The 13,600-nt window shown below is 69.5% G+C and carries 9 protein-coding genes; 4 read left to right on the forward strand and 5 right to left on the reverse strand.

From position 1 onward, the window contains the following. Positions 1–27: 27 nt before the first annotated feature. Positions 28–1,329, reverse strand: a complete 1,302-nt coding sequence (gene moaA / locus AC3RX1_RS11985) for a GTP 3',8-cyclase MoaA (protein WP_491501471.1) — start codon at positions 1,327–1,329, stop codon at positions 28–30. 40 nt (positions 1,330–1,369) lie between these two features. Then, positions 1,370–2,584: an MFS transporter gene (locus AC3RX1_RS11990; RefSeq protein WP_491501472.1), complete on the reverse strand. Its 1,215-nt coding sequence runs from the start codon at positions 2,582–2,584 to the stop codon at positions 1,370–1,372. A gap of 181 nt (positions 2,585–2,765) precedes the next feature. Between AC3RX1_RS11990 and AC3RX1_RS11995 the strand changes: the two genes are divergently transcribed. Genes AC3RX1_RS11995 through narI form a run of 4 tightly spaced genes read left to right on the forward strand, consistent with a single transcriptional unit; the run spans position 2,766 to position 9,604 of the window. Beyond that, the gene (locus AC3RX1_RS11995; protein WP_491501473.1) at positions 2,766–6,503 is read left to right on the forward strand and encodes a nitrate reductase subunit alpha; all 3,738 of its coding nucleotides are present in this window, start codon (positions 2,766–2,768) and stop codon (positions 6,501–6,503) included. Beyond that, entirely contained in the window at positions 6,500–8,143 is a 1,644-nt protein-coding gene (gene narH / locus AC3RX1_RS12000) for a nitrate reductase subunit beta (RefSeq protein WP_491501474.1), read from the forward strand. The genes AC3RX1_RS11995 and narH overlap by 4 nt, the downstream gene beginning before the upstream one ends. Before the next feature lies 1 nt (position 8,144). Next, positions 8,145–8,846 (forward strand): nitrate reductase molybdenum cofactor assembly chaperone, encoded by a 702-nt coding sequence (narJ, locus tag AC3RX1_RS12005; RefSeq protein ID WP_491501475.1) that lies wholly within the window; start codon positions 8,145–8,147, stop codon positions 8,844–8,846. Beyond that, positions 8,843–9,604 (forward strand): respiratory nitrate reductase subunit gamma, encoded by a 762-nt coding sequence (narI, locus tag AC3RX1_RS12010; RefSeq protein ID WP_491501476.1) that lies wholly within the window; start codon positions 8,843–8,845, stop codon positions 9,602–9,604. The genes narJ and narI overlap by 4 nt, the downstream gene beginning before the upstream one ends. A gap of 144 nt (positions 9,605–9,748) precedes the next feature. Here the strand turns inward: narI and AC3RX1_RS12015 are convergent, their stop codons facing one another. From AC3RX1_RS12015 to fdhD, 3 genes are all read right to left on the reverse strand, one after another. Next, on the reverse strand, positions 9,749–10,009 hold the full coding sequence (locus tag AC3RX1_RS12015) for a hypothetical protein (RefSeq protein ID WP_491501477.1): 261 nt from the start codon (positions 10,007–10,009) through the stop codon (positions 9,749–9,751). A 146-nt stretch (positions 10,010–10,155) separates the two neighbouring features. Continuing rightward, the gene (locus tag AC3RX1_RS12020) at positions 10,156–12,465 is read right to left on the reverse strand and encodes an FdhF/YdeP family oxidoreductase (protein WP_491501478.1); all 2,310 of its coding nucleotides are present in this window, start codon (positions 12,463–12,465) and stop codon (positions 10,156–10,158) included. Between the two features lie 131 nt (positions 12,466–12,596). Beyond that, positions 12,597–13,547 (reverse strand): formate dehydrogenase accessory sulfurtransferase FdhD, encoded by a 951-nt coding sequence (fdhD, locus tag AC3RX1_RS12025; RefSeq protein WP_491501479.1) that lies wholly within the window; start codon positions 13,545–13,547, stop codon positions 12,597–12,599. Between the last annotated feature and the right edge of the window lie 53 nt (positions 13,548–13,600).

Consider the following 13,600-nt stretch of genomic DNA (forward strand, 5'->3'; position numbering starts at 1 on the left):
CACAGGAAGCACGTCGCGTCTCCCGGCTCAGCCGCCGATGTACGACATCTCGATGCGCTCGGCCCCGCGTCGCCTCGACGCGTCCGTTCCCAAGGCCGTGGCCGACGCACGGATCTCGGAGTACCGATCGTCGCGCACTCCCCAGATCCGGGCGAGCGCGTCCCGCAGCCCGGCATCATCGATCCCGCCGCGACCAGCTGCATCATGGGCACCGCCGTCAGCGACCGCATCCTCGCCACCGGCCGCGCGATCGACGCCGCCGGCCACAGACGCACGCGCGCCACCGCTGCTTCCCCCGTCATCGGCGCCGGCCGCAGATGCATCCGCCCCATCGCCGGCTCCACCACCCGCACCGCGGGCCGCGACCGCACGCGCACGATGGGCACCGCCGCTCTCGACTGAGATCGCGCCAGCGTCAGCGTCACTGCCCCCGCGGGCGGAAGACCGCAGCAGGGCCCGCAGGTCGGTGCCCCGCGTCGCGAACAGGCAGGTGAAGAGCTTCCCGTCCGCCGAGATGCGCGCACGCGTGCACGCGCCGCAGAACGGCGCGCTCACGCTCGAGATCGCCCCGATCTCGCCGCCGCCGTCGAGGTAGCGCCACCGCGTCGCCGTCTCACCCGGATACGCCGGCGGCACCGGCTCGAGCGGATGGATCGCACCGATGCGCTCGATGACCTCCGCCGACGGCACGACCTCGGTCAGGTTCCAGCCGTTCGTCGTCCCGACATCCATGAACTCGATGAAGCGCACCGTCACCCCGGTGCCACGGAAATGCTCGGCGATCGCGACGACGTCCGCGTCGTTCACCCCACGCTTGACGACGGTGTTGACCTTCACCGGCAGACCCGCCTCGCGCGCGACACGGATGCCGTCGAGCACGCGCGCGACCGGAAAGTCGATGTCGTTCATCGCCCGGAACACGTCATCGTCGAGCGAATCAAGCGACACGGTGACGCGGTCGAGACCAGCCTCACGCAGCACCTCGGCCTTGTGCGCGAGAGCCGAGCCGTTGGTGGTCAGCGCGATGTCGGGCTTGGCTCCCTCGCCGGTCCGCAGCCGTGCGAGCATCCGCACGAGCTCCTCGAGGTCACGGCGCAGCAGCGGCTCGCCGCCGGTGAGACGCAGCTTGTGCACCCCGAGCTCCACAGCGGCTGACGCCACCCGCGTGATCTCCTCGAACGTCAGCAGCTGCTCACGCGGAAGGAATGCGTAGTCCCGCCCGAAGATCTCCTTGGGCATGCAGTACACGCACCGGAAGTTGCACCGGTCCGTCACCGAGATGCGCAGGTCGCGCAACGCGCGACCGCGCGCATCCGTCACCTCAGTCATGTCTCAACCGTAGTCACGGTCACGCGGCGTCGGGGCCGCCTCACTTCGAGACGCGGGTGTCGCGCAGCATCCCGCCGACGACGAGCGCCCCGGCCCCGACCAGCACCAGCAGCCAGAGGCCCAGCCAGTACGAGTTCGTCTCGGCGTGATACGTCGCCCCCATCACGAGCGGCGGGAAGTATCCGCCGAGGCCCCCGGCCGCGGCGACGACACCGGTCACCGCGCCCACTTTGTCGGGCGGGGTCGACGGCCCCACCCAGGCGAACACCGCGCCCATGCCGAGGCCCATCGCCGACGCCATCAGGAGGAACACCACCCCGGTCAGCACTCCCTCCGGAGGCTGCTGCCCGACGATGTACGCCGCGGCGACGATTCCCGCCAGCGAGATCAGCGAGATCACCTTCGGGCCGAACTTGTCGGCGAGCACACCGCCGATCGGCCGCGCGATCACCGCGGCGACCGCGAACACCGCGGTGCGGGTGCCCGCGCCCACCGGGTCGACCTCGTTCGGATAGATCGTCATGAGGTACTTCGGCAGGTACGTCGAGAATGCCACGAACCCGCCGAACACGATCGCGTAGAGGAACGCCATCTCCCACGTCACGGCGAGCTTCAGCGCCCCGGTGACCTTCGGGATCAGCGGCTGCCGGCTCGGCTTCCACGCCGGCGAATCGCGCATCACGAACCACACCACGACGGCCATCGCGATCATGAGCCCGACGACCAGCAGATGCGTCGGCCAGTACCCGATGCCCCGCAGCAGCCGCGGAGTGAAGAACGCCGCGACCGCCGTGCCGATCATCCCCATGCCGAACACGCCGTTCGCGAAACCGCGCCGCGCCGGCGCGAACCAGGCACTCGCGAACGGGATGCCGGCGGCGAAGATCGTGCCCGGGACCCCGAGCAGGAACGCCGCGACCAGCAGCAGCGGATAGCTGCGGATCGACCCGGCGAGCGCCACCAGCAGCACGGCCGGCACTCCCGCGAGCAGCACGATCGCGAAGACCTTGCGGCCGCCGAACCGGTCGGTGAGCGCGCCCACCACGATCCGTCCCAGTGCCCCCACCAGCACCGGCATCGCGAGCAGCAGCGACACCTTCCCCTGATCGAGGTCCATCTGCTCCGTGTAGAGGTTCTGCAGCGGAGCGATCACCATCCACGCCCAGAATCCGACGGTCGACGCGAGCGTCGCAAGGATCACCTGCGCGAGACCACCGCGCAATCGAGGAGGGGCGGACGTCGATGCCTGGGACACGATGGCTCCTTACGGTTTTGCCGACACACTAGCCAGGAAAAGGGCCGGTCACGACGATGCGCGCCGTGTTAAATGCCCTCGTCAGCGAGCCGGCGGCGGCTGATTAAACACGGCGCAAGCCCTAGCGGCGAATCACGACCCCCCACATACTGGGGGTACTCGTCACGCTGGAGGACCGGGAATGACACCACGCATCGACACCGAACCCGCGACCGATGGCCCCCTGGCCGATGCCCTCATGACACTCAGCCGGTATGTGCGGCCGGGCGAGATCTCGAGCGATCAGCGCACCCTGTTCCTCAAGGGCGGACGGGACGGCGACGTCTTCTATCGCGACCGCTGGTCGCACGACAAGGTCGTCCGCTCCACGCACGGCGTGAACTGCACCGGCTCGTGCTCGTGGAAGGTGTACGTCAAGGACGGCATCATCACCTGGGAGACCCAGCAGACCGACTACCCGTCGGTGGGGCCCGACTCCCCCGAGTACGAGCCGCGCGGCTGCCCGCGCGGTGCCGCGTTCAGCTGGTACACCTACTCGCCGACACGTGTGCGGTATCCGTACATCCGCGACACGCTGCTCGCCCTGTACCGCGAGGCGAAGCTGACGCATCCCGACCCCGTCGACGCCTGGGCGTCGATCGTCGAGGACCCCGACGCATCCGCCCGCTACAAGAGGTCGCGCGGAAAGGGCGGCCTCGTCCGCGCCGCGTGGGACGAAGCGGTCGAGATCGCCGCGGCGGCGCACGTGCACACCGTGAAGAAGTACGGCCCCGACCGGGTGGCCGGGTTCTCGCCCATCCCCGCGATGTCGATGATCTCGCACGGCGCCGGCTCGCGCTTCATGAACCTGCTCGGCGGCACGATGCTGTCGTTCTACGACTGGTACGCCGACCTCCCGGTGGCGAGCCCGCAGGTGTTCGGCGATCAGACGGATGTGCCGGAGTCGGCCGACTGGTGGAACGCAGGCTACCTCATCATGTGGGGTTCGAACGTGCCGGTCACCCGCACCCCCGACGCGCACTTCATGGCCGAGGCGCGCTATCGCGGCCAGAAGGTCGTCGTGGTCTCGCCCGACTACACCGACAACACGAAGTTCGCCGACGAGTGGGCGTCGCCCCATCCCGGCACCGACGCCGCGCTCGGCATCGCGATGGGCCACGTCATCCTCACCGAGCACTACGTCGCCCAGCGCACGCCGCGCTTCGAGGACTACATGCGCCGGTTCACGGATGCGCCGTACCTCATCACGCTCGAGCGCAACGGCGATCAGCTCGTGCCGGGCAAGTTCCTCACCGCCGCCGACCTCGACGGCGAGCAGGTCGCGCGCGGCGACTTCAAGCCCGTCGTGCTCGACCAGAGCGGCTCGGTCTTCGTGCCCAACGGCTCGCTCGGCCACCGGTTCACGCCCGAAGACGAGGGCAAGTGGAACCTCGACCTCGGCGACGTCACGCCTCCCCTGTCGATCGCCGACCTGGCCGACTGGAACGGCGAGGCGGCAGAGGTCGCCTTCCCGCGCTTCGACGTCACGCCCGAGCCCGGTCAGGAGCACGCCGGCGGATCGGCCGTCATCTCCCGCGGCGTGCCGGTGCGCACCGTCGCCGGTCGCGCCGTGACGACGGTGTTCGATCTCATGCTCGCCCGCTACGGCGTCGGCCGCGACGGACTGCCGGGGCAGTGGCCGACCGGCTACGACGACGCCACCTCGCCGGGGACGCCCGCGTGGCAGGAGGAGATCACGTCGGTGCCGGCCGCGCAGGCCATCCGCATCGGACGCGAGTTCGCCGACAACGCGGAGCGCAGCGGCGGCCGCTCGATGATCATCATGGGCGCCGGGACGAACCACTGGTTCCACTCCGACACGATCTACCGCACATTCCTCGCGCTCACGATGATGACCGGGTGCCAGGGAGTGAACGGCGGCGGGTGGGCGCACTACGTCGGCCAGGAGAAGGTGCGGCCGCTCACCGGGTACAACCAGTACGCCGGCGCCGCCGACTGGGTGCGGCCGCCGCGGCAGGCGATCGGCACGGCGTTCTGGTACCTCGCCACGGACCAGTGGCGCTACGATGGACTCCCCGCGAATCAGCTCGCGTCGCCGCTCAGCCGCGGCACGTTCGACGGCCGCACGACCGCCGACTGCCTCGTCGAGTCGGTCAAGCGCGGCTGGATGCCGAGCTATCCGACGTTCTCGCGCAACCCGCTCGACCTGTGCGACGAAGCGGAGGCCGCAGACAAGGAGCCGGCGGACTACATCGTCGACTCGCTGAACGACGGGTCTCTGCACTACGCGTGCGAGGATCCGGATGCGCCGGAGAACTTCCCCCGCGTCATCGACATGTGGCGGGCGAACGTGCTCGGCTCGTCGGGCAAGGGGAACGAGTACTTCCTCAAGCACCTGCTCGGCACCGATTCGGCAGTCCGTGTCGACGAGACGCCGGAGGGATCGCGTCCGCGGGACATCCGCTGGCGCGACGACGCCCCGCTCGGCAAGCTCGACCTGCTCATGACGAGCGACTTCCGGATGACGTCGACGACGCTGTTCAGCGACATCGTGCTGCCGACCGCCACCTGGTACGAGAAGTACGATCTGTCGTCCACCGACATGCATCCGTTCGTGCACTCGTTCACCCCGGCGATCGATCCGCCGTGGCAGACCCGCACCGACTTCGACACGTTCAAGGTGCTGGCCGAGCGCTTCAGCGAGATGGCCCGCACCCACCTCGGGGTGCGCCGCGACGTCGTCGCCGCTCCGCTGCAGCACGACACCCCCGACGCGATGGCGACGCCGCACGGCCGCGTCGAGGACCTTCCGCTGAAGCCCGGCGTGACGATGGCCAAGCTCATCGTCGTCGAGCGCGACTACCCGGCCCTGGCCGAGAAGTGGAAGTCGCTCGGGCCGCTCACCGAGAAGCTCGGCATGGTCACGAAGGGCATCACGTACCGCCCCGAGCGCGACGTCGAGATGCTGAAGCGCCTCAACGGCACCGTCGAGGCGGGGCCCATGGCGGGACGCGTCCGCCTCGACACCGACAAGCGCGCGTGCGAGATGGTGCTCGCGCTCTCGGGCACCACGAACGGGCGCCTGGCGGTGCAGGGCTTCGAGCAGCTGGAGCAGAAGACCGGACAGCAGCTCGCGTTCCTCGCCGAGGAGCACGAGGGCACCCACATCACGTTCACCGACGTACAGGTGCAGCCGCGCAGCGTCATCACGTCTCCGGAGTGGTCGGGATCGGAGCACGGCGGTCGCCGCTACACCGCGTTCGCCGTGAACGTCGAGCAGCTGAAGCCGTGGCACACGCTCACCGGGCGGCAGCACTTCTTCCTCGACCACGACTGGATGGAGGACCTCGGCGAGAACCTCCCCGTCTACCGTCCCCCGCTCGACCTGCACCGGCTGTTCGGCGACGCGAAGGTCGGCGCCGTCGACCGGGTCGCCGGTCCCGGCGCCGCCGGGCAGACCGAGGTCTCTGTGCGGTACCTGACGCCGCACTCGAAGTGGTCGATCCACTCGGAGTACCAGGACAACCTCTTCATGCTGTCGCTCTCGCGCGGCGGCCCCACGATCTGGATGAGCCGAGAGGATGCGGCGAAGATCGGCGTGCGCGACAACGAGTGGATCGAGGCGTACAACCGCAACGGCGTCGTCGTCGCCCGGGCGATCGTGTCGCACCGCATGCCGGAGGGCACGGTGTTCATGTACCACGCGAAGGACCGCACGGTGGACGTGCCGCTGAGTGAGACGAGCGGCAAGCGCGGCGGCATCCACAATTCGCTGACACGCATCCTGCTCAAGCCCAGCCACCTCATCGGCGGGTACGCGCAGCTCGCGTGGGCGTTCAACTACCTCGGCCCGACCGGGAACCAGCGCGACGAGGTCACGACCATCCGCCGCCGCAGCCAGGAGGTGCAGTACCGATGAAGGTCATGGCGCAGATGTCCATGGTGATGAACCTCGACAAGTGCATCGGATGCCACACCTGCTCGGTGACCTGCAAGCAGGCGTGGACGAACCGCACCGGAGTCGAGTACGTGTGGTTCAACAACGTGGAGACCCGGCCCGGTCTCGGCTATCCCCGCACGTACGAGGACCAGGACAAGTGGAAGGGCGGCTGGGTGCGCACCAAGCGCGGCCGCCTGCGGCTGCGCAGCGGCGGGCGTCTCGCGAAGCTCGCACGCATCTTCTCGAACCCGAACCTCCCGGAGGTCGAGGACTACTACGAGCCCTGGACCTACGACTACGACATGCTCCTCAACTCGCCCGCCGGCGAGCACACCCCGGTGGCGAAGCCGAAGAGCCTGCTCACCGGCAAGGACATGAAGATCTCGTGGTCGGCGAACTGGGACGACGATCTCGGCGGATCCGTCGAGACGATGAAGGACGACCCGATCCTCCGCAAGATGAGCGAGCAGGTGCACGCCGACTTCGAGCAGGCGTTCATGTTCTACCTGCCGCGCATCTGCGAGCACTGCCTCAACCCGTCGTGCGTCGCGTCGTGCCCGTCGGGCGCGATGTACAAGAGAACCGAGGACGGCATCGTGCTCGTCGATCAGGACAAGTGCCGCGGCTGGCGGATGTGCGTCTCGGGCTGCCCGTACAAGAAGGTCTACTTCAACCACAAGACCGGCAAGGCCGAGAAGTGCACGCTGTGCTACCCGCGCATCGAGGTGGGCCTTCCCACCGTGTGCTCCGAGACGTGCGTCGGCCGGCTGCGCTACCTCGGCCTCATCCTGTACGACGTCGACCGCGTCGCCGAGGCCGCGAGCGTCGAGAACGAGCACGACCTGCTCGATGCGCAGCGCGACATCATCCTCGACCCGAACGACCCCGCCGTGATCGAGGCGGCGCGGCGCGACGGCATCCCCGAGGACTGGATCGAGGCGGCCCAGAACAGCCCGATCCACAAGCTCATCAAGGAGTACAGGGTCGCGCTGCCGCTGCATCCCGAGTACCGCACGATGCCGATGGTCTGGTACATCCCGCCGCTGTCACCGGTGGTCGACGTGGTCACCGAGTCGGGCAACGACGGAGAGGATGCGCGCACGCTGTTCGCGGCGATCGACAAGCTGCGCATCCCGATCTCCTACCTCGCCGAGCTGTTCACCGCGGGCGACATCAAGCCCGTCGACGAGTCGCTGCGCAAGCTCGCCGCGATGCGGTCGTACATGCGCGGGATCAACCTCGACGACGAGCGCGACGAGTCGATCGCCGCGTCGGTCGGGATGACCGGCGCCGAGATCGAGCGGATGTACCGGCTCCTCGCGATCGCGAAGTACAACGACCGCTACGTCATCCCGCCCGCACACGCCGAGCAGGCGCGCGACCTCGAGGAGCTCGCGTGCTCGCTCGACTACGACGGCGGACCGGGAATGGGCGGCGCAGGCCCCTTCGGCCTGTCGAGCGGCCACCCGGCTCCGGTCGCCGTGGAGAACTTCCACGCGCTGGCGAACCGGCAGACGGCCGACCGCCCGTCGACGCCCGGCCGGCTGAACCTGCTCAACTGGGACGGCAACGGCGAGCCCGGTGGCATGTTCCCGCCGCGCGAGGGGGCGGAGGAGTGACGTGGCCCTCGTGACCCGGCCCCGCGTCACGCCGCGCCGCGCACTGCCGCCCGAGCTGCCGGCCCTGAGTCTGAGCCGCTCCGACCGGCAGCGGGTGCACATGGCGGCATCCGTCCTGCTCGACTACCCCGACGCGGAGTGGTTCGCGAAGCTCCCGGCGGTCCGTGCGCTCGTGGCGCCGCTGCCCGGCGACGTGCGCGCGCCGCTGGAGCGGTTCCTCGATGCGGCGAGCGCCGCCGGCGGCCAGGAGTGGGAGCGCCGTTACGTCACGACGTTCGACCTGAAGCGCAAGTGCAGCCTGTATCTCACCTACTACGCCACGGGAGACACGCGGAAGCGGGGGACGGCGCTCGTGACGATCCAGGATGCGTATCGCGCGGCCGGGTGGGAGTTCGACGCCTCCGATGAGCTGCCCGACTACCTTCCGGCGGTGCTGGAGTTCTCGGCGCTGTGCGACGACGAGATCGCCGCGGCGCTGCTGTCGAGCCACCGGGAGGGCATCGAGGTGCTGCGTGCGGCGCTCGAGGGGATGAGCAGCGCGTGGGCGGATGTCGTGCGCGCCGTCACACTGTCGCTGCCGCCCATCGACGAGGAGACGCGCGAACGCTACCTCGACCTGATCAGCGCGGGGCCGCCGACCGAGACGGTGGGGCTGAGCTTCCTCGGCAACCTGCCGCCGTTTTCCGTGAGGGAGGACGCATGAATCCGCTGTCGATGCTGCTCTGGGTGGCACTGCCGTACGCCGGCATCGCCGTGTTCGTCGTCGGCCACATCTGGCGGTACCGCTACGACAAGTTCGGCTGGACGACACGGTCGAGCCAGACCTACGAGAACACGCTGCTGCGCTGGGGTTCGCCGATGTTCCACTTCGGGATCCTCTTCGTCGTCGCCGGGCACGCCGTGGGCCTGCTGATCCCGCGCGAGTGGCTCTACGCGATCGGCATCGACGAGCACATGTACCACGTCGGCGCGACGGTGCTCGGGACGGCGGCCGCCGTGCTGACGCTCGTCGGCCTCGCGATCCTCATCTACCGTCGCCGCACGGTCGGCCCGGTGTTCCTCGCCACGACGACGATGGACAAGGTCATGTACGTGTTCCTCGGCGCGACGCTCGTGTTCGGCACGCTCGCGACGTTCATGTACCAGCTGTTCGGCCCGGGGTACGAGTACCGCACCACGATCAGCCCGTGGGTGCGCAGCATCCTGCTGTTCCAGCCGCAGCCCGAGCTCATGGCCCAGGCGCCGCTCATGTTCCAGCTGCACGCGCTGACCGCGACGGTGCTGTTCATCCTGTGGCCGTTCACGCGTCTCGTGCACGTGTTCTCGGCGCCGGTGCAGTACCTGTTCCGGCCGTATGTCGTCTACCGCTCGCGCGACGAGCACCGCAGCGGCACCCGGGCCACGCGCCGCGGATGGGACCCGGTGGCGGCTCCCGACCCCGAGCGGCTGCGCCGCCCGTAGCGTCCAGCGCTGGCGTAGACCAGGCCGCGCGGTGCGCGGCGCGGCGTGGGCGAATTCAGGCGGCGACACCGGATCAGGCAGGTCCGGGCTGAGACCGCCTGAGCCCATGTCATCGCCTGAATCCGTCGCGCCAGGCGGGGCGCGTCAGGCGCGCCGGCGTGACGGACGGCCGCCGTGGGATCTGCCGTCGCCGAGCGCCGCACGGGCGGCGGCAAGGGTCGGAAACGCGCCGATCCGGCGGCTGTGCCGGTTGTGAGCGACGTGACGCTGGCGGTCGACGGCGATGTAGCCGGCGAACTCGCCGTCGCGCGTCGCGACGAACACGTCGTCGGCGGCCTGTCGCCAGGTGAGGGCGACGTCGGTGTCGGCGCGCTCGGGGCGCGCGGGAGTGCTGATGGTGGTCATGGTGATGCTCTGTCGTTCGTGGGGCGGCGCTGACGCTCACCCGGATGGGGCCGGGCTGACGAGAGCGCGTCGGTGCGCCTCATCCTTCTGCCGTGCCGGCCTGTCCGCTCTGCGCCGATCAGACGGCGAAGCTCATGCGGAACGACTCAGTCTAGCACTTCCTGCACCGGCTCCAGGCGGACGACGACGGACTTCGATGCCGGGGTGTTGCTGCCCAGCGCGGTGAACCCGAGCGGCACGAGCGGGTTGCCTTCCGGGAAGTACGTGGCCGCGCAGCCCCGCGAGGTCGGGAACGCCACGACCTTGAACCCGTGCACGGCGCGGTCGACCCCGTCGGAGAACTCGCTGTGCACGTCGACCACGGCGCCGTCGGCTATCCCGAGCTCGGCCAGGTCGTCGGGATGCACGAAGACCACCCGGCGGCTCTTCTTGATGCCGCGGTAGCGGTCGTTCAGGCTGTAGATCGTCGTGTTGAACTGGTCGTGCGCGCGCATCGACTGCAGCAGGAGCCGCCCCGGCGGGCAGTCGATGTACAGCAGATCGTTGACGGTGATCATCGCCTTGCCCGTAGCGGTCGGGAAGGTGCGCGAATCGCGCGGCCCGTGCGGCAGGATGAACCCGTCGTCCTGGTGGAGCCGGCGGTTGAAGTCCTCGAAGCCCGGGACGACGTGCTCGATGTGGTCGCGCACGACGTCGTAGTCCTTCTCGAACGACGCCCAGTCGATCGGCCCCTCGTCCCCGAACACGGCACGGGCGATGCCGACGACGACCGCCATCTCGCTGCGCAGCTGATGGGAGATCGGCTTCACCTTGCCGCGCGTGGCGTGGATCGCGCAGACGGAGTCCTCGACCGACAGCGTCTGCGGCCCCGACTCCTGCATGTCGATCTCGGTGCGACCGAGCACGGGCAGGATGATCGCCTCATCCCCCACGGTGAGGTGGTTGCGGTTGAGCTTCGTGGAGATCTGCACGTTCAGCCCGACGTGGCGGAAGCCCTCCTCGGCGGCGTGGGTGTCCGAGACCGCCGCGACGAGGTTCCCGCCCATCGCGATCCAGACCTTGGTCTTGCCTGCTCGCATCGCCTCGACGGCCTTGACCACGTCGTAGCCGTGCTCGCGCGGCGGGTCGAACCCGAACTCGCGCTGCAGCGCATCCAGGAACTCCTCCGGCATCTGCTCCCAGATGCCCATCGTGCGGTCGCCCTGCACGTTGCTGTGGCCGCGGATGGGCGAGGCGCCCGCGCCGGGCTTGCCCATGTTGCCACGCAGCAGCAGGAGGTTGATGACCTCCTTGATGATGGCCACCGCATCCTTGTGCTGCGTCAGGCCCATCGCCCACGTGATGATGACCCTGTCGGCACGCAGGTACCGCTCGGCGAGCTCGTCGATCTCGGCGGTGGTGAGCCCGGTCGCACGCAGCACCATCTCCGGGTCGAGGTGCTCGACGTCGGCGCGGAACTCCTCGAGCCCTGCGCAGTGCTCGAGGAGGAAGGCGTGGTCGAGCACGGTGCCCGGGCGGGCGGCCTCGGCCTGGAAGACGCGCTGCGAGACGGCCTTCATGAGCCAGCCGTCGCCGCCGGCGCGGATCTGCAGGTACTGGTCGGCGATGCCCGTGCCGTGCCCGATGATGCCCTTGACCTTCTGCGGGTTCTTGTACCGCACCAGCCCTGCCTCCCGCAGCGGGTTGATCGCCACGATCTCGGCACCGGCCTCCTTCGCCTCCTCCAGCGCCGTGAGCATGCGCGGGTGGTTCGTGCCGGGGTTCTGCCCCATGACGATGATGAGGTCGGCCTTCGCGAAGTCCTTGTAGGCGACGGTGTTCTTCCCGATGCCGATCGTCTCGCCCATCGCGAGCCCCGTCGACTCATGGCACATGTTCGAGCAGTCGGGGAGGTTGTTCGTGCCGAGGGCACGCGCCAGCAGCTGATAGGCGAACGCCGTCTCGTTCGCGGTGCGGCCGCTCGTGTAGAACGTCGCCTCATCGGGCGAGTCCATGGCCCCCAGGCGGTCGCCGATGAGCGCGAACGCGTCATCCCACGAGATCGGCCGGTAGTGGTCGTCGTCCGCCGGCTTGTACAGCGGCTCCACGAGCCGCCCCTGCATCCCCAGCCAGTACTCCGACTTGTCCCGGAGGCTCGAGATCGAGTTCTCCGCCCAGAACGACCTCGGGATGGTCAGCGGCGTCGCCTCCCACGTGACCGCCTTCGCGCCGTTCTCGCAGAACTCGAATGTCTTGCGGTGCTCCGGGTCGGCCCACGCGCAGCTCATGCAGTCGAACCCGTCCTTCTGGTTCATGTCGGTGAGCAGCGTGAGGGCGCGCCGCGCGCCCATGTCGGTGATCGCGGGGACCATCGCGTGGGCGATCCCCGGGACTCCGGCAGCCCAGTGTCGGGGCTCGTCGACCTCCATCGCGGCGGCGTCTGCCGTGATGTCCTCTGCCGGGGCCTTCGCGGTCATCGCGAACCACGCTCCTTCGCACGTTCCGCCGGTCGGGCACTCGTCGTGGAGCGACCGGTCTTGTTCTCTCTGCCAGACATATCAGCGTTCCCCGCCACCCGCAAAATGCGCCCGTGCGCCGATCGCGCTGCTCACACTGCCACCGGGGCTGCGGCGGATGCGCGATCCGCCGCCCGGACCCGCTCGGGCCGCGAGTACACGTTCATCGAGTCGCCGCGCACGAAGCCGACGAGGGTGAGCCCCGAGCGCTCGGCGAGCTCCACAGCGAGGGAGGAGGGCGCCGACACCGCCGAGAGCACGGGGATGCCGGCCATCACGGCCTTCTGCACGAGCTCGAAGCTCGCTCGCCCCGAGACCTGCAGCACCGTCCCGGCGAGCGGGAGCCGGTCGTGCAGCACGGCCCAGCCGATGACCTTGTCCACGGCATTGTGGCGCCCGACGTCCTCACGCACGACCAGCAGCTCGCCGGTCCGCGCGTCGCACAGCGCCGCAGCGTGCAGGCCGCCGGTCTTCTCGAACACCGCCTGCTGGGCGCGCAGCGCCGCCGGCAGTTCGGCCAGCACCGCGGCGTCCACGCCCACCCGATCGTCGGCGACGTCGAAGGCCGATGTCGTCGCCACCTGGTCGATCGAGGCGGCCCCGCACACGCCGCAGGCGCTCGTCGTGTACGAGCGCCGTGCCCGGCCGGGATCGGGAAGACGGGTGCCCGGCGTCAATGTGACATCGAGCACGTTGTACGTGTTTCCGCCGTCGGTCGCCGACGGCCCCAGCCCGGGCATTCCGAGAAGCCCGCTCGATCCGGTCTCGCGCACTCCGCCTCCGGTGCCCGGGCCGCCGCAGTGGATCGCCGAGGCGAACTGTCCGCCGCCCGTGATGACGCCCTCCGACACGAGGAAGCCGGCGGCGAGTTCGACGTCGTGACCCGGCGTGCGCATCGTCACCGTCAGCGGCGCGCCGCCGACGCGGATCTCGAGCGGCTCTTCCGTCGCCAGCGTATCGAGGCGCGATACGACGGCGCGGTCCGGGTCTGAGCCGCCCATCGTGATGCGGACGACCTTCTTGCGGGCGGTGATCCTGCCCATTCCCACCTCCCGGGTGCGGCGTTGCGACTTCCACGCTACCCGCCCTGGGCGGC

The sequence above is a fragment of the Microbacterium altimontanum genome, from assembly GCF_058349865.2.

Bases quoted from the DNA above. Each gene is read 5' to 3' on its own strand.
- moaA (WP_491501471.1), bottom strand. From the start codon at position 1,329: ATGACTGAGGTGACGGATGCGCGCGGTCGCGCGTTGCGCGACCTGCGC.
- AC3RX1_RS11995 (WP_491501473.1), top strand. From the start codon at position 2,766: ATGACACCACGCATCGACACCGAACCCGCGACCGATGGCCCCCTGGCC.
- narH (WP_491501474.1), top strand. From the start codon at position 6,500: ATGAAGGTCATGGCGCAGATGTCCATGGTGATGAACCTCGACAAGTGC.
- narI (WP_491501476.1), top strand. From the start codon at position 8,843: ATGAATCCGCTGTCGATGCTGCTCTGGGTGGCACTGCCGTACGCCGGC.
- AC3RX1_RS12015 (WP_491501477.1), bottom strand. From the start codon at position 10,009: ATGACCACCATCAGCACTCCCGCGCGCCCCGAGCGCGCCGACACCGAC.
- AC3RX1_RS12020 (WP_491501478.1), bottom strand. From the start codon at position 12,465: ATGACCGCGAAGGCCCCGGCAGAGGACATCACGGCAGACGCCGCCGCG.
- fdhD (WP_491501479.1), bottom strand. From the start codon at position 13,547: ATGGGCAGGATCACCGCCCGCAAGAAGGTCGTCCGCATCACGATGGGC.